Here is a 21,962-nt window from a genome sequence, read left to right as displayed (position 1 = left end):
GATTAAAGTCACGAAAAAGAAACGAGCGTTGTGATTCTCCTCACAGAGAAAGCTGAAATGAAGGTATACAATGTGATTACAGCAATAAAAGGAGGAATCATGTATGGTTATTGATCTTGGGATGCCGTTAGATGACGCTCAGACTTCTAGTCTTCAACTGATTCTGGAGCGATTAAAGGACGAACATGGCGCGTTAAAGAAAGAACTTGATCATGTCCAGGAAATGACAAGTCATATGGTCGGCATGCTTGGCTCGGAAGAGTCAAGGCGTTTATTTCAAGAGATTCGTAAACAAATGGAAACCTTCATGCAGCAGTTAGAGGCTCACGAACACTGGGAGGAAGATGAGGTTTTACCCCTCCTTGCCGTTTATGCGAGTCAAGGGATGGAGCCTACTTTTTTGACCTCAACCTGGGTTCTGGAAGAGGATCATAAACAAGCGGAACGATTTGTTCGCTCATTTCTTGAATATGCAGATCAATGCAAAGGTGCTGACAGCATAAGGCTGAAAAAGGCGATTTCACTGCTTAGTGTGGCCTGCTCTGTATTATCGGAGCATCTTTTGTCCGAGGAGGAGATGTTTTTCCCGGTTGCGAATCAAATGCTAAGCGATATTCATGGAAAAGCTTAAAAAGCATTTTCAATAGTGTGACGGCTATCACACATGGTTACCTGTTGTTTAGGTATAGTTGATTCAGATCACAGCTGAACTGGAGGATTTATCATGGAAGTGAACATTCAATTAACCGATCGGGTAGGAGATATTGTGAAGGGATTTCCCAAGACAGCTGAGGTGTTTAAGGAATACCGTATTGATTTCTGCTGCGGAGGGAATAAATCACTTCTTCAAGTGATTCGAGACCAAAAAATTGAGGAAGAGGTTCTGTTAAAAAGCCTTGTTGAAGCAGCTACATCCGCTAAATCAGACAACTTGAATTGGAGTGAGTTAAGCGCAAGCGAATTAATTGATTATATTATTCGCGTCCACCATGGCTATTTGAAAACGGCACTGCCGCATTTAAGTGAATATGTGCAAAAAGTGGCACGTGTGCATGGATCTTACCATCCTGAACTCCTTCAAGTTCATCAATGGTATGAAGCATTGAAAAGTGAGATGGAGCATCATATGGATAAAGAAGAAAGAGAAGCATTCCCAGCTGTCATTGCGTTTGAGAAAGATCCCACAAAAGAGAAAAGAGAAGAGCTGCTGGAAATTCTGGCTGCGCTCGAACAGGAGCATGAGGGCTCGGGTGATCTACTTAGACAAATGAGGGAAATCACCAAAGACTATGAGCTGCCGGAGGATGCCTGCACAACGTTTCAGCTTACTTACTTGAAGCTGGAGGCATTGGAAGCGGATATGTTCCAGCACATCCATTTGGAGAACAACATTTTGTTTAATCGCGTTTAGGGGGAAGAGCCCATGTTCAGGCTTCCACTTCTGTTTATAGCCACCGGGATTCTCAGCTTTCTAGCGTTGGTATGGAGCTTAATCGCCCGTGTATTCACACGGTAAGATTGCGGCTTTCCCTTAGATCTAAGTAGATCTGATGGAAGGTCGTTTTTTTGTCCATCTCGTGTCATTCGAAGAAATGTGTTTGAGATCACATTTATGATTGCTGGAAATCCGTATAGTTGGATCAAGCACCTAACACGAAGTGGGTTTACAGTGATTTTTCTCACAGTGCAGAAGGGCCGAATCATGATTTAATACAAATATAAGATTGACAAGTGAAGGGGCAATGATAAATATGGATCGAGCGTTCGCGTCAAAATTCGCCAAATGTGTCTTCCTAGTTGTTAGCGGGTTATTCATTCTTATGGGAGTGGGTTCGAGGTTTTTTACACATATTGACTTGGCTTTATATGGGTATATGGTAGGTACGGTCGTTTTCATTTGCGGATTCTTTTATCGCTTTATTGCTTGGGGGGAACGCCCGCCTACGAAAATTATTTTGAAAAAAGGCATAAAGCTGTTATTTCGAAAAAGCACGCCTCAGACAACTACTGAGCATCTACTCACCTATCGCTTTATCTGGAATCGCGGGTGGTATCGCTGGACACAGCACGTTCTTCTTGGTTGGGGATGTATCTTATCCGCCTTCGTTACTTTTCCGCTGGTGTTCGGTTGGATGTACTTCACGATGGCAGAGAACGGAACCTACACGGTTGTTGGATTCGGGATCAACCTCATGAATATAAAGGCGGATGGGCTTCTCGGATTTCTATTCTACAATGCGTTGAACATTACGGCCTTCATGGTGATTGGCGGAGTATGCATGGCCTTATATCGTAGACTTAAGAACATGCAGGCCCGAGCGGAACAAACATTTATCTATGATTTTCTTCCGCTATATATGCTGTTATTCGTTAGTTTAACAGGATTGCTGCTCACCTTCTGCAATATATTCCTTCACGGCTATGGACATTCGGTTGTCACATTAGTCCACCAATGGTCCGTTATCGTGACACTGATTTATATCCCTTTCGGAAAGCTGGCGCACATACCGTTTCGTCCTATGAGTGTGTTTGCGCGGAACTACAGAGAACATTACACAGAGCAAGAGATGAAAAGCTGTAAGGTTTGTGGAACGGGCTTTGTATCTGTCGAGCAATCCAATGATGTCATCGCTGTGCTTAAAGTGAATGAGATTGAATTCAAAACAGAGGAAGGCTTCCACTTGGCAGAGCTTTGCCTGCCATGCCGCCGGAAATACAGAATGTCTCGATTTACAGGAATACCTACCCATCAGATTCGCGTAAAGGAGAGCAACCAGAATGCAAAAGGATAAATTCTTTAAGACAATCGCGAATAAAACCCACCCGAACGAAAAATTGGTTAAAACCCATTGCTCTTACTGTGGCATGCAGTGCGGGATGAATTTGCGGGTGGATACTTCTTCCAATCAAATCATCGGCGTCGAGCCGCGCTATGATTGGCCGGTAACGTTGGGCAAGATGTGTCCCAAAGGTGTGACGGCCTATCAACAAACGAATCACGATGATCGCCTGCTGCGTCCGCTAATCCGTGACGATGCATCGCTCAAAGGAACGAAGGAAGGCTTCCGCGAAGCCAGCTGGGAAGAGGCCTACGCGTTAATCGTTCAAAGATTTCAAGAGATGCAAAGCAAGTACGGCAAGGACTCACTTTCAGTATTCAGCGGTGTATCGATGACCAATGAGAAATGTTATCTGACAGGGAAGTTCGCCCGAGTCGCGCTGCAGACTCGTTACATTGATTACAATGGCCGATTCTGTATGTCAAGCGCAGCAGCAGGTTTCCTTCGCAGCTTTGGAGTTGACAGAGGATCTACATTACCGTGGACCGATTTGCATGAGACGGATTGCTTGTTCATCGCCGGCAGTAATACAGCCGAGTGTCACCCTACCTCTATGTTCCGCATATGGGAAGTGCAGAGCCGCGGCGGTTATTTGATTGTAGCAGATCCCCGAGAAACGCCTATCGCCAGGCGGGCGGATGTTCATCTCGATTTACGCCCAGGCACGGACTTGGCGCTTGCGAATTGTATGATCCATTTACTGATTCAAAATGGGCACGTTGATGCTGAATTTGTCGCCAATCACACCAACGGCTTTGATGAAATGAAAGAGGTTGTGAAGGAATTCACGCCTGAATATACGAGCGAAATCACAGGTGTTTCTCCTGAGAAATTAATACGGGCTGCTGAGATTTATGGTAAAGCCCCTAACGCTATCGTTATGTTCGCTCGTGGCATTGAACAACAAATTAAAGGATCTGATAACGTATCAGCCTACACGAATATGTGCTTGGTGACTGGGAAGATCGGCCGTCCAAAGTCAGGTGTAGCCACCTTTACCGGGCAAGGAAATGGTCAAGGCGGAAGAGAGCACGGACAAAAGGCCGATGCCCTTCCAGGGTACCGCAAAATAACGAATCCGAAGCATGTAGAAGAAGTGTGCAGCGTGTGGGGAATTAAACCTGAAGAAATGCCACAGCCCGGCGTATCGGCTTATGAAATGTTTGAGCTTATGCAAGACAAGACAATTCGCGGCTTGTACCTTCTTTGTTCAAATCCAGCCGTTTCTGCGCCAAACCTAAACTTCGTCCGCTCTGCTTTAAAAAATCTGGACTTCATGGTCTGTTCAGATATGTACTTATCCGAATCGGCTGAGTTTGCCGATGTTGTACTGCCATCTGTAACCTGGTCAGAAGATGAAGGTACAGTGACGAATCTGGAAGGACGGATCATCAAGATTAATAAAGCGCAAGAACCCGTTGGCGAATCGAAACCTGACTGGCTGATTCAAGTAGAACTCGCGGAGCGACTAGGCAGAGGGCAGTATTTCGGCCATCTAAAGACAGCCAGGGATGTAGCAGACGAATTCCGTCTTGCCTCCAAAGGCGGATATGCCGACTATTACGGAGCCACTTGGGAGAAGATCGACAAGCAGGACGGTGTATTCTGGCCTTGCCGCGATGAAGCAGATCCGGGTACGCCGCATATGTTCCTAGATCACAAGTTCTACCATGCGGACGGCAGAGCGAAGCTATGCGCGCTTCCTTACAGACCGCCTGCCGAGGAGCCTTGCGAGCAATATCCGCTTCGTCTTACGACAGGCCGGGTTGTCTATCATTACTTATCCGGAAATCAAACAAGAAGAATTCCTTTCCTGCGTGACATGTGTCCGGAGCCTTACGTCGAAGTACATCCGGAAACAGCGGAGCGATATAACATCATACATGACGAAGTCATCAGGTTGTATACACGTCGTGGAGAAGCCTTTTATAAAGTGAAAATCATAGAAGCGATTCGTAAAGATACCGTCTTCGTTCCTTATCATTTCGGCCACGAGCAGTCGATTAATCTGCTTACGATAGCGGCGTTGGACCCCATGTCCAAAATGCCGGAGTTTAAGACTTGCGCAGCACAGATCGCAAAGCAACCTGAGAGGATGAACATCCGATGAAACAACATCTATACATTGAAATGGATAATTGCATCGGCTGTCGAAGCTGTTTGGCTGCTTGTACACAATGCGGAGGCCACGATGAACGAAATCGCAATTATGTATACGACGTTAATCCGCTTGTAACCCGCCAAACGATTCCTTTGATGTGTCTTCACTGTGTGAATCCAGCCTGTGCGAGAAGCTGTCCAGCCCAAGCCATTCAGATCACCGAAGAAGGTGCTGTGCTTTCAGCATTAGTTGAGAAATGTATCGGCTGCCAAAATTGTACCATTGCATGCCCTTATGGTATCCCTAAATTCGATGAAGAGCAGAATCTGATGTATAAATGTGATCTTTGCTATGATCGTACCAAAGAGGGCATTCCTCCCATGTGTGCATCCGTTTGCCCGACGAACACACTTCAATGGGTGACAGAAGAAGAACTAGCAGCGAAGAAAGCTCAGCATAAGCTGGGAAAATGGACGGCAAGTCATCAACCTTTCGATCCGCTAGAGGGTGAAACGAATGTGAAGATCTGCCTCCCAGGCATTCTGCAAGAGAAACAAAAATTGTTCTAATCTACTTGTGATGGGGTGAGCCTGTATGGAACAGGACAACAAGCAAGGCAATAATCATAGTCCTTTTAAAGAAGATAATTATACCCACAATATAAGAAAAAATGATGAAAGAAAATTAGATCGACGCGGCTTTATGAAGACGCTGGTTGGGGCAGCCGGAGTATTCGCTGTATCTACGTTGCCCTGGGGAGCTCTTGCTGCCAAAGAACTGACGGGACTATCGAAAAAGTCCTATCCCCAGCTGAAAATCACAGACATCAGCTCGCTTGCGGTTGGAGATGCGGTTGAGTTCGCTTATCCGGGCGAGCACGATTCGGCTCTGCTCATTCGCCTTGGCGAGAACGAGTACAAGGCTTATCAAAATGCGTGTACACACCTCAAATGTCCCGTGTTTTGGAGTAAAGAGAAGGATGAGATGGTGTGTCCTTGCCACCACGGCATCTTCGATGCCAGAACCGGGTCGCCTACAGCAGGACCCCCCAAGAGACCTTTGCCAGAGGTTCTCTTGAAGAAGGAGCAAGGCGCGATTTATGCGACGGGAGTGAAACGATATGAAGCGTAGCTACGTCGGTGTAATTTTGTTATGTATAGTCTTGTTTCTTAACATCGTTTGTACACAAAAGGCAGTAAATGCTTACTATTTCGAACATTACCGTACAGTTCTTGTTTATGCTTTATTGAACGGTTTGTTATTCCCTGTTGCAGCTTGGATCTATCGTCGGGAGCGTGATGTGAAATGAATATCAAAAAAGTACAATTGCCTCTTCAAACCGTCAGTCTTGTATTAGGTTTCATGGTATGGGTAATCTTGTCTTCGTTAATGCCATTTATTAAAGAGACGATTAAGTTAACCCCCTCGCAGCTCACGTGGGTTACCGCTATTCCTATCTTGTTCGGTTCCGTGATGCGGGTGCCTGTGGGGTATTGGACGAATCGATATGGGGCAAGAAAGCTATTTGCGATCAGTTTTATTCTATTGCTTGCGCCTGTTTACTGGGTTAGTCAAGCTAATTCCTTCGGGGATCTGATTATTGGGGGATTTTTCCTGGGGATTGGTGGCGCTGTTTTCTCCGTGGGAGTGACCTCTTTGCCTAAATATTATCCCAAGGAACGACATGGTTTCGTTAATGGGATTTACGGGATCGGTAATCTCGGAACAGCACTTTCCACCTTTGGAGCACCCGTCATAGCGAATCAAATAGGTTGGTCCAAAACCGTTATGCTGTACAGCATTTTACTTATTGTTATGGCGGTATTGAACTTTTTGGCCGGGGATCGCAAAGAGCCTCCTGTACAAACATCCCTTGTCGAACAAATAAAAGGGGTTTCCGGGAATTCCAAGCTATGGTTCTTATGCTTATTCTACTTTCTTACTTTCGGTTCTTTTGTTGCTTTCACGGTTTATTTACCGAACTTTATGGTCACCAGCTTTCATTTGTCCAAAGTAGATGCGGGGATGCGTACGGGTGGCTTTATCGTGCTGGCGACAGCTATGAGGCCAATCGGGGGTTACCTAGGGGATAAATTTAACCCTTTCAAAATTCTTATGTTTGTTTTTGCAGGCTTGACGGCCTCAGGTATCCTACTCTCTTTTGCCCCATCGATGACTTGGTACACAGTAGGTTGCTTAACCATTGCACTGTGCGCCGGAACGGGCAATGGTACCATCTTTAAATTGGTTCCAATGTATTTCACCAAGCAAGCAGGTATTGCGAATGGTATTATTTCAGCGATGGGTGGTTTAGGTGGATTTTTCCCGCCTCTGCTACTTACCTTCCTATTCAAGCTGACAGGTCATTATGCGATTGGATTCATGGCCTTATCACAGGTGGCTTTGGCCAGCTTGATTCTCATTGTTTGGATGTTTTATCAGGAGAAATTAGGTCTATCCGCTAAGATTATTGAAAATACGGTAGAGGGCATCATGGTGACCGATACAAAGGGAACGATTCGTTCCGTTAATGCTGCCTTTACAGAGCTGACTGGTTATGAAGCCAAAGAAGTAATGGGTATGACGCCTAGCGTATTGAAATCAGGGAAACAGGATCGTGCTTTTTACGATACCATGTGGGATAAAATTCGCAGTCAGGGCTTCTGGCAAGGTGAGATTTGGAATCGTAAAAAGAATGGCGATGTGTATCTGGAATGGCTCACGATAAGCGCAGTCAAGAATGATGCCGGAGATGTCGTCTATTATTCGGGAATGTTTAGCGATATTACCAAACAAAGAGGCTTTAAGTAGGAGGGAAAAGACCATGCCGAGTGAGTTTACTTTGGATTTATGCTTTATTCGTGAACATACACAGTCTCCCTTCTATACGATAATTGAACGACAATTAAATGGTCTTTTCGCTGGGAAAGGAACTTGGTATATAGATCTCAGAGAAGAACAAGGGCTCGATATTGCTGTTGCTGAAATCAAAGGGATGGCGATTTGGGAAAGTGAAGTTGAGGTACTTCGTTATATCGAAGAGTCCGCCCAGCCCGATTTGACTTCTGAATACGATTGCTGGAATCATCTTCATGGGTATCAGGTGAAGGTTTCACCAAAAGCAGATGCAGGCTGCTGCCGCTTAAAGAAGGAGGCGCATGTATGAAATGGGAAGAAAAATTGTCACGTTGGCTTGGCACTCAGATTGAAGTGCACATCGAGGATCAGGCAGGACTCGATCCTATAGCACCTCCGAAAAAAATGAAGCTTGAGAAGATACGCATTTCCGAGGACCAAGATTTTATGCAAATGTATATGAGTGAACATCAGTTTCTGGCCATACCCTTAAGGGGAGAAGAACATACGAGCTTAATAAGTTCAGAGCATGGTACGATTCTCAGATCAGCTGACATTGCGGCGCAATTGGTGTATAAAGTCCACTTCGGTTTTTAGAAAGTATATGGTGATCTTCCTCACATCGTCTAAACGTAGAAAGAGATATGATGAAGGTATCAAACAAACGAGGTGAATGTGAAATGATATTCCGAGCAAGTCATTGGTAAAATCAATGAAAAAATTGCTGATTTTTCGAATATTCGTATTGAAGTGAGAAGCGGTTCGATTACGAAAGAAATTCTGAAATATGCAGACGAAATTCAAGCGGATCTTATTATTGTTGGCAGCAGAGGTCTTAGTAGTATTGGTGAATTTGTTCTTGGTAGTGTCAGTCACAATGTTGTTCAGCATGCAAAGCTCCCTGTATTGGTCGTAAAATAAAAGGAATTCAGCATGAATAAAAGGGGCTTTCCCATAAATAATTTCACTTAGGAATATAAAAAAATGAGGAGGCAAGGTTATATTTGCCTCCTCATTTTTGTGTGTTCTTTCGCTGGCAAGGAAAAGTCACCCGATCACTAGTTAGCAGAACGCCGACCTACATAAGGCACCTTTGGGTACGCCATAATTGGCGGGGCTTTATTTGTCTCGGGAATTTATGCACTGATTTATCGTCATTCTAATTAGAGGTTAAAATTGACAAGTGTGATTTAGGTAACAGCTTTGGTTAAAGGTATCGTGTAAACTATAGGGAGTAATTGTTTGTAGATGAATCGAAAGGGAGCTGATTACAGTCATGGAACTGTATGATTATATTGGTGGAGAAACGACAATAAGAAATATTGTGGATGCGTTTTATCCAAAAGTGTTAGCAGACCCGTTGCTTGCACCTATTTTTCCAGAAGACATAGAGCCCTTGATTGAGAAGCAGTTTCAGTTCCTAACTCAATTTTTTGGAGGTCCTTCCTTATATACAGACAAACACGGGAATCCAATGATGAGAGCACGACATATGCCTTTCCCAATTACTAGAGAACGGGCAGATGCTTGGTTGGCGTGTATGCAAAAGGCACTGGAGGAAGTGGTTCCTTCAAATGAAGTGCGTATGATTATTTTAGACCGTCTGAAAGGTCCAGCCAACTTTTTTGTAAATAAAGAAGAGTAATGAGAGAATTGTGATAGCCATCACAATCTAGAGCTCCACATTACAGGTGAGCCGGAGTAAAGCCTGGCTCTTTTTTGCTTGTTTAACACAAATATGTGTACAGGAAGGGAGATGACAATGAACGAAAAAAGCATAGATCCCGGGGTGATCCTTCGCCAAGTTCCGTTGTTTCGAGATTTGTCCGATGGGGAAATGGAAGGGCTTTGCAGGATTATGATTCAACGATCGTATCGCAAAAAAACAATCGTATTTACGGAAGGCAGTGAGAAAGAAGCCGTATATTTTATCCAAAGTGGCTTAATTAAAACGTATAAGACCGATGAGAATGGTCATCAACAAATTGTTTCTTTTCTGAAAACCGGGGATATGTTTCCGCATACCGGGTTGTTTCATACAAATCATTATCCAGCTACCGCAGAGACCATTGTGCCAACGCTGCTGCTTGCGATGGCCATCAAGCCCTTCGAAGCTTTTCTTAGTAATGCCCCCGGCATAGCGGTTAAACTCTTACGTGTGATGAGCGAGAAAATCCTTGAACTGCAGGGAAAGCTGCAAGAACTGACAGGACAAGATGTGCAAAACAGAGGACAATTATTCTTGCTTAAGCTCGCAGAGACCAATGGAATGGTGAAAAGCGGGAAACTGCTTATCGAGATTCCAATGACCCATCAAGATATCGCCAATGCGATCGGTACAACCAGGGAGACGGTTAACCGTCTGCTTAATCAGCTCCGCAAGGAAGGTATTGTAGAAACAGATCGTTCAGGGTTTGTGATTCATGATATTGAGGCGCTCCGGCATTGGAGAGAGATTGTTAATTGTCCCGACCAATAACATGATGAAGGATGCTGCCTCGAATATATGTTGACCTCCATAGAAGCAAGCACGGAATTTTCACACCCAGTTGCTCCGACACAGTTTACTGCAGCCATTCCAATATGGCTGGGTACCATTCCTTTTCTATTCGACCCATGTGATTTTCAATAGGTTGAATAGTCAACATTAAGCATCGGCTTAACTCTTTGGCTTCTTTTTTGTTTGGCAATGGGGTCATACGTAGAGTCTTTTGATAAAACATTCTTAACATGGTAAGAAGATACTCAACTTCTGATTCGAACGATTCGTTCGTTTCTATATTAATTTTAGCAAAAGGAACAGACATAAGTAAAAGCATATCCCCCTCTTTCTTTTCAAAGAGAGAAAGTTCATCCAATAATCCTCTGACTTCATCAACCATCTTTTTGATGAAATTTATCCGCGTTACCGAAGTTTTTTCGGACTCTATGTTGCTTTCAAGTCCATGGATAATCTTCAATTTCTGATCGATATCTGAGTGAAGTCTATGTAATGAACGAAACTGATTATCCAACATCCAATGCCAATGCATGTAACTGGCAATTTCATTACTAGCGGAAGTATGTGAATAGTACCCCATATATTAAACCTCCTATGTAGAGTCTGTTAAAAGTGTATTCTTTTTAATTGAACGAGGCAGTGAGATTGATCACAAAAAATAGAACAGATGTGTGACATATCTCATAGAATATGAATTTGAAAAGATGTACTTTAAAAGCAGCCATTAGGAATGATTAGGAGTTGATGAAGAATGATTACTTGCGAACAATGTGGTACGACGAATGGATTTAGGAAGTTAGGAAACAGTTGGGTCTGTGAAGATTGTAAAATAGGGGATGTTAAAACAACCCTGATGAACAGTGGGGGCAAAGTTACTATTATTAAAGAGAAGATAACAGGCTGTGAAGTTGAAGGCGAGCCAATATCAAAAACTGAGTAGCCATAAAAGATAAGATAAGTAAAAAGTCATTGACAACGCAAATAACTCGACCATATAATAAAAGAAAACGGTTACGTAAACGTTTTCTCGAGAGAAGAGGGTCGAATGTTATGCGATCGGGTATTAAGCAGGTAGCCGAGCAAGCGGGCGTTTCGATAGCATCAGTGTCACATGTAATTAATAACACCCGTTATGTGTCGGATGAAGTTAAGCGCAAAGTTTATGAAGCAATGGAAGAACTCGACTACCGCCCAAATTCGGCAGCTAGGAGCTTGCGCAGTCAGAAGTCTAATACAATTGGACTCATCGTGCCAGTTCTCCCATCAGATACCTCTAATTTCTTCTTTATGATGGTAGCACAAGGTATTCAGTATACATTGAAGCAGCATGGCTATCATTTGCTGCTGAGCAACAATACAACGGAACAAATTGAAGATGAGAAAGAACAAATTAAATTGTTTAATTCTAAGTTAATTGACGGCTTATTTATTGCTTCAATCGCTGAAGATGTCGGTTATTTAAACGATATCGTGGGTTCTAATTATCCTGTCGTGTTCATCGATCGCAATCCGACAGGTTATATCGGGGATTGTGTGTTGGCCGATGGAATTGGAGGCGCTTACGAAGCAGTAAAAACGCTCATCCTGAAAGGTCATCGCCGAATTGGGCTGTTAACCGGAGAACTCGGTATTACAACGAGTAATGAGCGCTATGATGGGTACAAAAAAGCATTAGCAGATCACGATATTCCGTTTGATTCATCCATTGTGAGGATGGCGGAATCTAACGTTGAGAGCGGATATGAGAGCGCTAAGGCGCTGCTTGACGAGCAGAAGATTACAGCTCTATTTATTGCCAATAACGTATTGACAATGGGCGCGATGAAATACATACAAGAACGACGGATTAAAATTCCAGCCGAGCTGGCAATTATTGGTTTTGACGATTATGATTGGACACAAATTACGTGTCCGCCTTTGTCGGTCATCCGGCAGCCTTCTTACGAGATCGGCGTGAAAGCAGCAGAGATCATGTTAGAACGGATCGAGAAGCCAAGCACAAAAAGCGAAGAATACAGACTTCCTACCTCGTTAATTCTACGAGATTCCTGCTAAAAAGCTGATCTGGCTTTTTTTTGAACATCAGAAAAACGTTTACGTAAACGATTTCCCGAAAAAGAAAGGGGCTGCATCACAACGAATGAACAAGTTCAAGGAACCACTTAAACAGATCAGAACCAACTATGAGTTATACCTTCTCATTTTGCCCACCGTGATCTACTTTATCATTTTTAAATATTGGCCAATGTATGGGGTTCAAATCGCATTTAAAGATTTTATCGCTTCCAAAGGTTTCTGGGGGAGTCCTTGGGTAGGTATGGAGCATTTTCAGCGGTTCTTCGATTCTTTCAACTTTTGGACCGTCATCCAGAATACGTTAGGGCTTAGTGTTTTCTCTTTAGTGGTTTCATTTCCTGTGCCAATCCTTATAGCGTTGATGCTCAATCAGCTGCTCCATGAAAGGTACAAACGATTTATCCAGACTGTCATTTATGCTCCATATTTCATCTCAACAGTCGTCCTCGTTGGTATGTTGTATGTGTTTTTATCGCCGGGAAGTGGACTAATCAATCACATCGTTCAACTTTTTGGAGGAGAGCCGATCTACTTTTTATCGAAGGCTGAATGGTTCAAAAGCCTCTATGTGTTCTCCGGTGTATGGCAAGAAACCGGCTTTGCTTCCGTTATTTACTTAGCGGCGCTAGCAGGTATTGATCCGCATCTTCACGAGGCGGCGGTTGTGGATGGAGCTACGAAATGGCATCGGATCTGGCATATCGATATTCCTGGCATCCAGCCGACGATTCTCATTTTGTTCATATTGGCGATTGGGAATCTCATGAATGTTGGCTTCGAAAAAGCTTTTCTCATGCAAAATGACCTGAACGTTAGTTCGTCTGAGATTATTGCTACGTACGTGTACAAAATCGGCTTGCAGCGAGCGGAATACAGCTTCTCTGCAGCAGTAGGTTTGTTCAACTCCCTGATCAATTTCGTTTTATTGCTATCCGTTAATCGCATCGTCAAAAAAATAAATGGCAGCGGCCTATTTTAAAAGAGAGGAGGTATTCGCCCCATGATTACAGCTAAGAGTACCGCTGATAAATGGTTTGACGCTCTAAATATCCTAGTGTTGAGCGGCTTTGCATTGTTGATTCTGTATCCTCTTTATTTCGTCGTTATTGCTTCCATCAGCGAGCCAGATCAAATCTATGCCGGCAATGTTTGGCTATGGCCCAAAGGAATTACACTCGAAGGCTATAGGAGAATTTTATCAGATCCTCAGATCTGGTCTGGTTATGGAAATTCGATCCTTTACGCAGCTGCAAGTGCCCTAATCAGTGTTTCTTTAACGATTGGAGCGGCCTATCCGCTTTCCCGTAAGGATTTTTATGGACGCAATGTGTTTATGCTGTTCTTCGTGTTTACGATGTTTTTCTCCGGCGGCTTAATTCCAACTTACTTATTGGTCAAAAATCTGGGCATGGTGAATACGATTTGGTCGGTCATCCTGCCATCAGCAGTCGATGCTTTTGGGATTATTATTGCCCGGACGTTCTTCCAATCAACGATACCGGATGAGCTCCGAGAAGCGGCTTTCATGGATGGCTGCAGAAATACGCGCTTTCTATGGAGTGTTGTAATTCCATTATCCAAACCCATCATTGCGGTGCTTGTGCTGTTTGCGGTTGTTCGCCAGTGGAACGGATTCTTCGATGCGTTAATTTATTTGGAGAATGAAAAGCTGTATCCGCTGCAGCTGGTCCTCCGTAATATTTTGATCCAAAGCCAGCCTATCGGCGACATGGTATCGGATATTGACTCTCTTTTAGCTAAACAAAGAGTCTCTGAGCTGATCAAATATGGGGTCATCCTCATTGCAGCGGCACCACTTCTCATTTTATATCCATTTTTACAGCGTTATTTCGTTAAAGGTGTTCTGATTGGATCTGTAAAAGGTTAGAAAACGGAAGGTAAATATGAAGGGTGGTGGTAGGGGGCTTTCGGCGATATCAAAAGTGTGCATCCAAGGATCAGGCATAAATCGTAATGGGCTACATACAAAGAGGAGGGTATCGACAAATGAAAAAAAGACTAACGACAGTAACGATGGTAACGATGAGCTTAAGTTTGGTATTGGCAGCATGCAGTGACAAAGCACCGGCAGCGAAAGATGCCGCATCTGCATCCCCGCAAAACAGCGAGAAAGCATCCTCCAAAAGCTTCAACGAGAGCGGTTACCCGATTGTAAAGGATAAAGTTACGCTGAAAATGGTATCGCCCAAAGCGCCGCTTGCGCCTAATTACGGAGAAATGGAAATCTTCAAACGACTTGAAGAGCAGACGAACGTACATGTGGATTGGGATAATGTCCCAGAAGCGAACTATAACGATAAGAAGAACATACTGCTTGCCAGCTCCAATTTGCCGGATGTCTTCTATGGTGCTCGTTTCACGGATAACGATTTGATGAAATACAGCAAAGACGGTACGATCATCCCTCTGAATGACCTTATCGATAAGTATATGCCTAACGTGAAGAAGCTGTTTGAAAAAAGACCGGAGTTGAAAGCGTTCGTTACCGCGCCTGACGGGAAAATTTATTCGCTTCCTGTGGCGGAAGAGCTGGGTAAAGGGCAAGCCGGTATCGGCTCGAATCCAGATTTTCTCTTCCTGAACAAAGCTTGGCTGGATAAGTTGAGTTTGAAGATGCCGACGACCATTGAAGAGCTGCATAATGTGCTTACTGCTTTTAAAACGAAAGACCCTAATGGGAACGGCAAGGCCGATGAAGTACCGATGTCCTTCATGAATACCTTCTGGACCGGAGATATTGGTTACTTGTTCGGAGCTTTCGGCGTCCCAGACAAAACGTATCAGCCTGGCGATAACTCGTTTATCGAGCACTTGAATGTGAAAGATGGCAAGGTGAATTACGCCGCAATTGATCCGAAATATAAAGATGCAGTCGCGTATTTCCACAAATGGGTCGAAGAGGGCCTCGTAGATAAGGATTCATTTACTTTCAATAATAATCCGGCACCTTACTTTGCAAAAGGAAAAACGAAGGATGTTACGCTTGGATCCTACCTCTGGTGGGAAGAGACGGAAATTGTTGGACCAGATCGCTCCAAGGATTATGCACTTGTACCGCCCTTCAAGGAAATGGTCGTGAAATACAACAATGGCTCTCCTTGGAGTCGCGGGGGTCCTGTCATTACGAAAGTGAACAAAAATCCAGAAATCACAGCCAGATGGTTAGATTTGCAATATGAGCCAAAGATGGCCGCTCAGCTTCATTGGGGACCGATTGGCGTCGTATTCGATGAAAAAGAAGGCAAACTGGTGCAGAAACCGCTTGATGCAGGTGTAGCAGCAGGCGAATTCCGTCAAAAAGTAGCGCCGAACATGACCGGCGTCATCTTGGCGGAGGATTTCCAAAATCTCGTCGCTCCTGAACCTCGTGCCTTGGAAAGAATGAATCGGATTAAAGATACTTTTGTTCCGCAAATGGAAAAAGAGAATTACCCAAGCATTTTCTTTACACCGGAAGAGCTGGATAAAATCAGTAAAATCAAACCTGACATTGCCAAGCTGACCAATGAAAAACGCTCCAAATGGTTGATGGAAGGCGGCGTTGAGAAGGAATGGGATACTTATTTAGCGACATTGAGGAAAATGGGATTAGATGACTTATTGAAAATCTATCAGGATGCATTGGACCGTTACAATAAAGCGGCCAAGTAACGGGAGGTATCGAGCATGGAACCTATTGCCTATTGGTCCTTCGATGAGGGGCAGGGGCGCATTGCGCATGATCCGTATTCGGGTAATGGGGATTCAATTCAATATGCCCTTACGAAAGGTCGGTTTCAACCGCCGCAAGATCCGGTTTGGCGTAAAGGGATCCTTGGAAGTGCGCTGTTGTTTGATGGTTATTCAACATGGCTGCAGCGCGCAGTAGACAAGAGTCCTCAGTTGTCGAGATCGTTGACGATTACCGCTTGGATTGCTCCGCGCAGCTATGACTTCGGAGATGAACAGCGTCTTGCAGCCATCGTGAATCAACATGATAGAGAACGCTGCGAGGGGTACATATTCGGATTATCTCGTCATGGGTCTTGGTCCTTACAGCTTGCGATAGGTGAAGAGTGGGTGGAAGTTTGGTGCTATGATCATCCGCTCCCTAAGGGAGTGTGGTCCTTCGTCTGCGCTACTTACGAATCGGTAACTGGACTGCTGAAGTTATATGTAAACGGTAGTGAGGTAGCGGTAAAGCAGCATTCGCAGAAGAATACTTTGATTACTCCCAGTCAGGAAGATTTGATAATCGGGCGCAATAACAAGGGTGTTATTTTAGCAGAGTCCTTCACGATGAATATGTTCGACGGTTTGATGGATGAACTTTGTCTATATGACCTCGCGATGTCTGAGGCGGACATTGAGGGAACTTACCGGGATTATTTAACTGAACACGGCGGAGCTGCACCCGCTATTCCTTACGAAGACCTGGCCATATCTAGAGCTAACTTTGTTCAGGATCGGCATCGTCCGGTGTATCATTTAACTTCGCCGGGGCATTGGATGAACGAACCGCATGCGCCGATTTATTTCAATGGACAATACCATTTGTTTTACCAATTCAACCCAAACGGCCCATTCTGGCATTACATTCATTGGGGACATTGGGTGAGTGAAGATTTAGTTCATTGGCGGGACCTTCCGGCAGCTTTGGCGCCGGAGCCCGGCCTTGATCCGGATGGCATCTGGTCAGGAAGTGCAGCTTATGATGAACACGGTTATCCGGCATTATTTTATACAGCGGGGAATAACGCATGTTCTCCAAATCAATCGGTGGGTCTGGCTCGAACGACCTATCAGCGGGATGGAGACTTAGATTTGAAGACTTGGGTGAAGCATCCCGAGCCCATCGTGGTTCAGGAGCCTGGCGTTGGATACTTTGGTGAATTCCGTGATCCCTATGTATGGAAAGAGAATGAAGAATGGATCATGCTCGTCGGCACGGGGATAGAGGGACAAGGCGGAACCGCGATGGTCTACCGCTCTGCAAACTTGACCAACTGGACGTGTGAAGGCCCGCTGTATGTAAGTAATTATGAGAAATATCCTTACCTTGGCGTTGTATGGGAGCTGCCAGTACTGCTGCCGTTAAAGCGTAATGGTAAGGAAACAGGCAAACATATTTTGCTGATTAGCCCATGGGGGCCTGAGGCTAAAGTAGAAGTGAATTATTGGATAGGCGCATGGGATAGTGCGCGTTACCAGTTCATTCCGGATCATGAAGAGCCGGGGCTTATCGATGTAGGTGATTTCCATTTCACAGGTCCGAGCGGCATGGTGGATCCCTTAACCGGAAGATCGCTTTTATTTACGATTGCGCAGGGTGAGCGTACGCCTGAAATCGATTATGATTGCGGGTGGTCGCACGGCGCTGGCATGCCGATCAGCTTGACTCTAAGGGAGGATGGGCGGCTCGGGATCGAACCTATTGAGGAAATGCGTCAACTCCGGGGGATGGAGCTTCTGAACGTACGGGATCTTAGTTTGGAAGAAGTGAATGAGAGCTTGCATCACATCCGGAGTGATACGTTTGAGATAGAGCTAACATTTGATTCAGGGGCAGAGCACCAATACGGAATCTCGTTAAGACGAACACCAGACGGAGAAGAGGAGACTGTTCTCTTCTATGATAAGGATCGAGAGCGGCTTGGTGTAAATCGACATAAAACAACGCTAGATACGCGTGAACGAACGACTGGCATTCAAGAGGGGCTGCTTGAACTTCACGGTGAACCGCTGCAATTGCGGGTTTTCGTAGATCGTTCATTGATCGAGGTTTACGCTAACGGTCTAAAAAGCTTAACGACTCGCGCCTACCCGTCTAGGCTGGACGCGCTAGGGTTACTTTTGCACGGGGATCGAGACATTCGAATCACGTCCATGCGAATATGGGGGATAAAACCGGCATTTCAGGTGTCGGTGTAGAGAAAAAGCGGATAAACAAAATCGGGAGGTAGAGAGAGCGATGTATGATATCGTTGCATTAGGTGAAGTATTAATCGACTTCACACCAGCTGGAAACTCAGAGCTAGGTTATGCTTTATTTGAACGAAATCCTGGGGGTGCGCCAGCCAATGTGCTGGCTGCCTTAGCCAAATGGGGGAAACGAACTGGCTTCATCAGCAAAGTCGGATCGGACATTCACGGACATTATCTAGTGGATACGTTAAGGCAGTGCGGAATTGATACGCGGGGCGTAGTTATGAGCAATGAGGCAAATACGACGCTGGCGTTTGTTCAATTGGATGCGAGTGGCGACCGCTCCTTTAGCTTTTATCGTAAGCCTGGAGCCGACACCTTGCTGACGGAAAATGAGGTGCTCCTCGATATGATCGCGCAGTCGAAGTTATTTCACTTTGGCTCGTTGTCCATGACGAATGAGCCATCGGCCTCCGCGACAAGGAAAGCTCTCCTCTTCGCCAAAGAAAATGGCTGTACAATATCATTTGATCCCAATTTGCGAATTCCGCTTTGGGACAATTTGGAGCATGCCAAACGTATGATGGAATATGGCTTGGCGCATGCTGACATCGTGAAAATATCCGAAGAAGAACTCATTTTCCTAACGGGTGCTGCGGATCTTGAAGAGGGATCACGCATGCTATATGAATCCTTTGGCCCTTCTATCATTTTAATTACGCTGGCTGAAAAAGGTGCTTTTTACCGATTCGGTCAAGTAACGGGGAGCGTTGGTGGTCATACAGTAGATGCCATAGACGCTACAGGTGCGGGGGATGCGTTCTTTGGAGGCTTCCTTAACAGTTGGATGGATTCTAATCAAGACATTCACACCATGAGTGAAACTGAAATTCGAAGGATGATCAGCTTCGCCAATGCAGCAGGCGCCTTAGCGACAACTCGAAGAGGAGCCATACCGGCGATGCCGAGCCTAGAAGAGATACGAAAGGTGACGAAGCATCATGATAACAGCTAACAATCAAACTAAATTCCGGCCGCAGCTTCATTTCACACCGAAAGATCAGTGGATGAATGACCCGAATGGGATGGTATTTTATGAGGGGGAGTATCATCTTTTCTATCAATACCACCCCGAAAGTACGGTTTGGGGACCTATGCATTGGGGTCACGCTGTCAGTCAGGATCTGGTTCACTGGGAGCATCTTCCTATAGCGCTTGCGCCTGATGAACACGGTGCTATTTTTTCAGGCAGCGTAGTGGTAGATAAGCACGATACGAGTGGCTTTTTTGGTGGTATGTCAGGTCTAGTCGCTATTTTCACACACCATGATACGAAGCCGGGGACTGATCTAACTAGGCAAAGACAAAGTCTTGCTTACAGCGCAGATCGTGGGCGAACCTGGACAAAATACGTAAACAACCCAGTGCTTATTGAAGAAGCACTGCCTGATTTTCGTGATCCCAAAGTATTTTGGTTCAATCCTCAGCAAAGCTGGGTGATGGTCATTGCTGCGGGTGACGTCATTCGATTTTACAAATCACCGAATTTGATTGATTGGACCCATTCTGGTGAATTTGGGGTTGGACAAGGCTCCCATGACGGCGTTTGGGAATGTCCAGATTTATTCGAACTGCCTGTAGATGGCGATACCATCAACAAGAGATGGGTGCTTATTGTTAGCATTGGAGAAGATGCCAACTTTGTGGAAGGATCACGCACACAGTATTTCATTGGTTCTTTCAATGGGGATACTTTTGTCCCAGAAGAATCCCCTGCTCCACTTCTTTGGCTGGATCACGGGAGAGATAACTACGCGGGCGTCACATGGTCAGACGTGCCTGAACAGCAGGGAAGACGCTTGTTTATCGGGTGGATGAACAATTGGAAATATGCCAATGTGATTCCAACCTCCAATTGGAGAGGAGCGATGACGCTTCCTAGAGAGCTAACACTTAAGGCGGAATTGGAGGGAGTTCGGCTCCTTCAGAAGCCTATTTGTGAGCTCCAGGCTCAAAGGCGGAGTGAACAGAGTTGGGCAGCCTTTGAGCTGAACAATTCAGAATTAACGATAACTCATGGCGATTTGCTTGAAATCATCGCTGAATTTGAGTTTGATGATGAGCTAGAATTTGGTTTAAAGCTAAGAGCCTCCGAATCAGAGGAAACAATCGTTGGATATAGCACTCATGAGCAACAGCTGTTTATTGATCGCAGTCGTTCTGGAGCTATCGATTTTCATAGTGATTTTGCTTGCAAGCACAGCGCTTTATTAAAAGCGGAGACTGGAAACGTTAAACTGCATATTTTCGTGGACAGATCGTCTGTCGAAGCTTTTGCGAATGACGGGAAACTCGCCATGACGGATCAGATTTTCCCATTATCCTCGTCAACAGGCATAAAACTGTATGCGAAAGATGGGAGCGTTAAGGTTAAATCCCTAAGGATTTATATGCTTAATTCTATATTTGATTAAGGCTATTCTTATATATTAAGAGAGTTATTTCTTCGAACAACCGAAGAACTAGCTCTCTTATTTATTTCTATTCGAATGCTAGACGAACACTGACTTTGTATTTATGTATGATGCTATAATAAGACTAGTAAAAATATGATAAGAACAGGAGCAAGTAATCATGTTACATATCGGTATTATCGGTACAGGCGGGTTCAGTAAGATGCACGCAAAAATTTTAACCGAGATGGAAGACGTGCAGATCCAAGCGGTATGCGGGACGAGTAAGGCAAAAGCGGAGGAGTTCGCTTCAGCATACAGTATTCCCTCCAGCTATGAAAGTGTTAGTGAGATGTTGGACTCCGAACGCTTGGATGCCGTATATATTCTAGTACCGCCAATGTCGCATGGGGAATTTGAAATCGAGCTAATTGAAAGAGGCATTCCTTTTTTTGTTGAAAAGCCACTTGGTGTGAATGCTGAGCAGCCCTATCAGATTTTAACCGAATTACGCATGAAACCCCTGATTACATCCGTAGGCTATCATTTTCGTTATACAGATACAGTAAGTCAGATGAAACAATTGTTGAGCCAGCAAAATGTCGGCATGATTACAGGTAATTGGATGGGAAATATGCCCCAGGTTGCATGGTGGAGAGATCAAGAGAGATCAGGCGGACAATTCATAGAACAAAGCACACATTTGGTCGATATTCTGCGTTATTGTATTGGAGAGATTGAAGAAGTCTACGCTTTGTATGGCAATCAAGTGATGTATAAGCAATTTGATGGGGTAACGGCAGCTGATGTAGGAACGGTGACCCTAAAATTTAGCTGCGGTGTTATCGCTAATATTTCTAATACGTGTGTACTGCCAAGCGGTTTGGGCAAAGTGGGTATTACCTGCTATACGCAGGAGGGCATGCTGGAGTGGGATACGGAGCGCTTGAAATTGATCGAAGCTCATGCAACCTCTGAAATTAAAAGATTGGTTAATCCCTATTACGTAGAAAATGAAGCCTTCATCCATGCACTGAAAACAGGGGATACCGGGCGTATTCTTTCTGATTATGAGGATGCTTTTAAGACACAACAGGTAACTGTTGCTGCGCTCAAATCAGCGAAATCGGGATTGCCCGTTCGCATTGTTTAAGTAAAAAAGCATACTTAACAGTGAAAATATCATTGTTAAGTATGCTTTTTTTTGATGA

Annotated in this window: 23 protein-coding genes; 22 read left to right on the top strand and 1 reads right to left on the bottom strand. The window is 44.6% G+C overall.

Features of this window, described 5'->3' with window-relative positions:
* Positions 1-103: 103 nt before the first annotated feature.
* The 13 genes from ASD40_RS23445 to ASD40_RS23390 all read left to right on the top strand — a co-directional run bounded on the left by ASD40_RS23445 (position 104) and on the right by ASD40_RS23390 (position 10,276).
* Positions 104-631 carry a hemerythrin domain-containing protein gene (locus ASD40_RS23445; RefSeq protein ID WP_057305571.1) on the top strand — a complete coding sequence of 176 codons (528 nt, stop codon included), beginning with the start codon at positions 104-106 and terminating at the stop codon, positions 629-631.
* 93 nt (positions 632-724) lie between these two features.
* A complete protein-coding gene (gene ric, locus ASD40_RS23440; protein ID WP_057305570.1) occupies positions 725-1,411 on the top strand; it encodes an iron-sulfur cluster repair di-iron protein in 687 nt (228 codons plus the stop codon).
* Positions 1,412-1,751: 340 nt separating this feature from the next.
* Positions 1,752-2,792 (top strand): hypothetical protein, encoded by a 1,041-nt coding sequence (locus ASD40_RS23435; RefSeq protein ID WP_057305569.1) that lies wholly within the window; start codon positions 1,752-1,754, stop codon positions 2,790-2,792.
* The gene (locus ASD40_RS23430) at positions 2,779-4,950 is read left to right on the top strand and encodes a molybdopterin oxidoreductase family protein (RefSeq protein ID WP_057305568.1); all 2,172 of its coding nucleotides are present in this window, start codon (positions 2,779-2,781) and stop codon (positions 4,948-4,950) included. Before ASD40_RS23435 ends, ASD40_RS23430 begins: the two co-directional genes overlap by 14 nt.
* The gene (locus tag ASD40_RS23425) at positions 4,947-5,510 is read left to right on the top strand and encodes a 4Fe-4S dicluster domain-containing protein (protein ID WP_057305567.1); all 564 of its coding nucleotides are present in this window, start codon (positions 4,947-4,949) and stop codon (positions 5,508-5,510) included. The genes ASD40_RS23430 and ASD40_RS23425 overlap by 4 nt, the downstream gene beginning before the upstream one ends.
* Positions 5,511-5,535: 25 nt before the next feature.
* A complete protein-coding gene (locus ASD40_RS23420) occupies positions 5,536-6,072 on the top strand; it encodes a Rieske 2Fe-2S domain-containing protein (protein WP_057305566.1) in 537 nt (178 codons plus the stop codon).
* On the top strand, positions 6,062-6,250 hold the full coding sequence (locus ASD40_RS23415; protein ID WP_057305565.1) for a hypothetical protein: 189 nt from the start codon (positions 6,062-6,064) through the stop codon (positions 6,248-6,250). Before ASD40_RS23420 ends, ASD40_RS23415 begins: the two co-directional genes overlap by 11 nt.
* The gene (locus ASD40_RS23410; protein WP_057305564.1) at positions 6,247-7,752 is read left to right on the top strand and encodes an MFS transporter; all 1,506 of its coding nucleotides are present in this window, start codon (positions 6,247-6,249) and stop codon (positions 7,750-7,752) included. The genes ASD40_RS23415 and ASD40_RS23410 overlap by 4 nt, the downstream gene beginning before the upstream one ends.
* A gap of 13 nt (positions 7,753-7,765) precedes the next feature.
* On the top strand, positions 7,766-8,107 hold the full coding sequence (locus tag ASD40_RS23405) for a hypothetical protein (protein ID WP_057305563.1): 342 nt from the start codon (positions 7,766-7,768) through the stop codon (positions 8,105-8,107).
* Positions 8,104-8,394, top strand: a complete 291-nt coding sequence (locus tag ASD40_RS23400) for a hypothetical protein (protein ID WP_057305562.1) — start codon at positions 8,104-8,106, stop codon at positions 8,392-8,394. Before ASD40_RS23405 ends, ASD40_RS23400 begins: the two co-directional genes overlap by 4 nt.
* A 102-nt stretch (positions 8,395-8,496) precedes the next feature.
* Positions 8,497-8,718, top strand: a complete 222-nt coding sequence (locus ASD40_RS36610) for a universal stress protein (protein WP_082562399.1) — start codon at positions 8,497-8,499, stop codon at positions 8,716-8,718.
* Between the two features lie 355 nt (positions 8,719-9,073).
* Positions 9,074-9,442: a globin domain-containing protein gene (locus ASD40_RS23395; RefSeq protein ID WP_057305561.1), complete on the top strand. Its 369-nt coding sequence runs from the start codon at positions 9,074-9,076 to the stop codon at positions 9,440-9,442.
* Between the two features lie 117 nt (positions 9,443-9,559).
* Complete coding sequence (locus ASD40_RS23390; protein ID WP_057305560.1) at positions 9,560-10,276, top strand: Crp/Fnr family transcriptional regulator; 717 nt, start codon at positions 9,560-9,562, stop codon at positions 10,274-10,276.
* 85 nt (positions 10,277-10,361) lie between these two features.
* Here ASD40_RS23390 and ASD40_RS23385 read toward each other — a convergent pair whose 3' ends face one another.
* Positions 10,362-10,877, bottom strand: coding sequence for a hypothetical protein (locus ASD40_RS23385; protein ID WP_057305559.1), 516 nt, complete (start codon positions 10,875-10,877; stop codon positions 10,362-10,364).
* A 171-nt stretch (positions 10,878-11,048) separates the two neighbouring features.
* Between ASD40_RS23385 and ASD40_RS23380 the strand changes: the two genes are divergently transcribed.
* From ASD40_RS23380 to ASD40_RS23340, 9 genes are all read left to right on the top strand, one after another.
* Complete coding sequence (locus ASD40_RS23380) at positions 11,049-11,237, top strand: hypothetical protein (RefSeq protein ID WP_057305558.1); 189 nt, start codon at positions 11,049-11,051, stop codon at positions 11,235-11,237.
* A gap of 110 nt (positions 11,238-11,347) precedes the next feature.
* Complete coding sequence (locus ASD40_RS23375; protein ID WP_057305557.1) at positions 11,348-12,352, top strand: LacI family DNA-binding transcriptional regulator; 1,005 nt, start codon at positions 11,348-11,350, stop codon at positions 12,350-12,352.
* An 85-nt stretch (positions 12,353-12,437) separates the two neighbouring features.
* Positions 12,438-13,352 (top strand): ABC transporter permease, encoded by a 915-nt coding sequence (locus ASD40_RS23370; protein WP_082562398.1) that lies wholly within the window; start codon positions 12,438-12,440, stop codon positions 13,350-13,352.
* A gap of 12 nt (positions 13,353-13,364) precedes the next feature.
* The gene (locus ASD40_RS23365; RefSeq protein ID WP_156390162.1) at positions 13,365-14,261 is read left to right on the top strand and encodes a carbohydrate ABC transporter permease; all 897 of its coding nucleotides are present in this window, start codon (positions 13,365-13,367) and stop codon (positions 14,259-14,261) included.
* A gap of 119 nt (positions 14,262-14,380) precedes the next feature.
* Positions 14,381-16,045: an extracellular solute-binding protein gene (locus ASD40_RS23360; protein WP_057305554.1), complete on the top strand. Its 1,665-nt coding sequence runs from the start codon at positions 14,381-14,383 to the stop codon at positions 16,043-16,045.
* 15 nt (positions 16,046-16,060) lie between these two features.
* Positions 16,061-18,304, top strand: coding sequence for a GH32 C-terminal domain-containing protein (locus tag ASD40_RS23355; RefSeq protein WP_057305553.1), 2,244 nt, complete (start codon positions 16,061-16,063; stop codon positions 18,302-18,304).
* A 40-nt stretch (positions 18,305-18,344) separates the two neighbouring features.
* On the top strand, positions 18,345-19,313 hold the full coding sequence (locus ASD40_RS23350) for a carbohydrate kinase family protein (RefSeq protein WP_057305552.1): 969 nt from the start codon (positions 18,345-18,347) through the stop codon (positions 19,311-19,313).
* On the top strand, positions 19,300-20,772 hold the full coding sequence (locus ASD40_RS23345; RefSeq protein WP_057305551.1) for a glycoside hydrolase family 32 protein: 1,473 nt from the start codon (positions 19,300-19,302) through the stop codon (positions 20,770-20,772). The genes ASD40_RS23350 and ASD40_RS23345 overlap by 14 nt, the downstream gene beginning before the upstream one ends.
* Positions 20,773-20,932: 160 nt before the next feature.
* Positions 20,933-21,904 carry a Gfo/Idh/MocA family protein gene (locus ASD40_RS23340; protein WP_057305550.1) on the top strand — a complete coding sequence of 324 codons (972 nt, stop codon included), beginning with the start codon at positions 20,933-20,935 and terminating at the stop codon, positions 21,902-21,904.
* Positions 21,905-21,962 lie beyond the last annotated feature (58 nt).

It is taken from the genome of Paenibacillus sp. Root444D2 (assembly GCF_001426375.1).
GTDB lineage: Bacteria > Bacillota > Bacilli > Paenibacillales > NBRC-103111 > Paenibacillus_E.
Note: the sequence above shows the minus strand (reverse complement) of the source record. Positions and strands in the feature narration are given on the sequence as shown.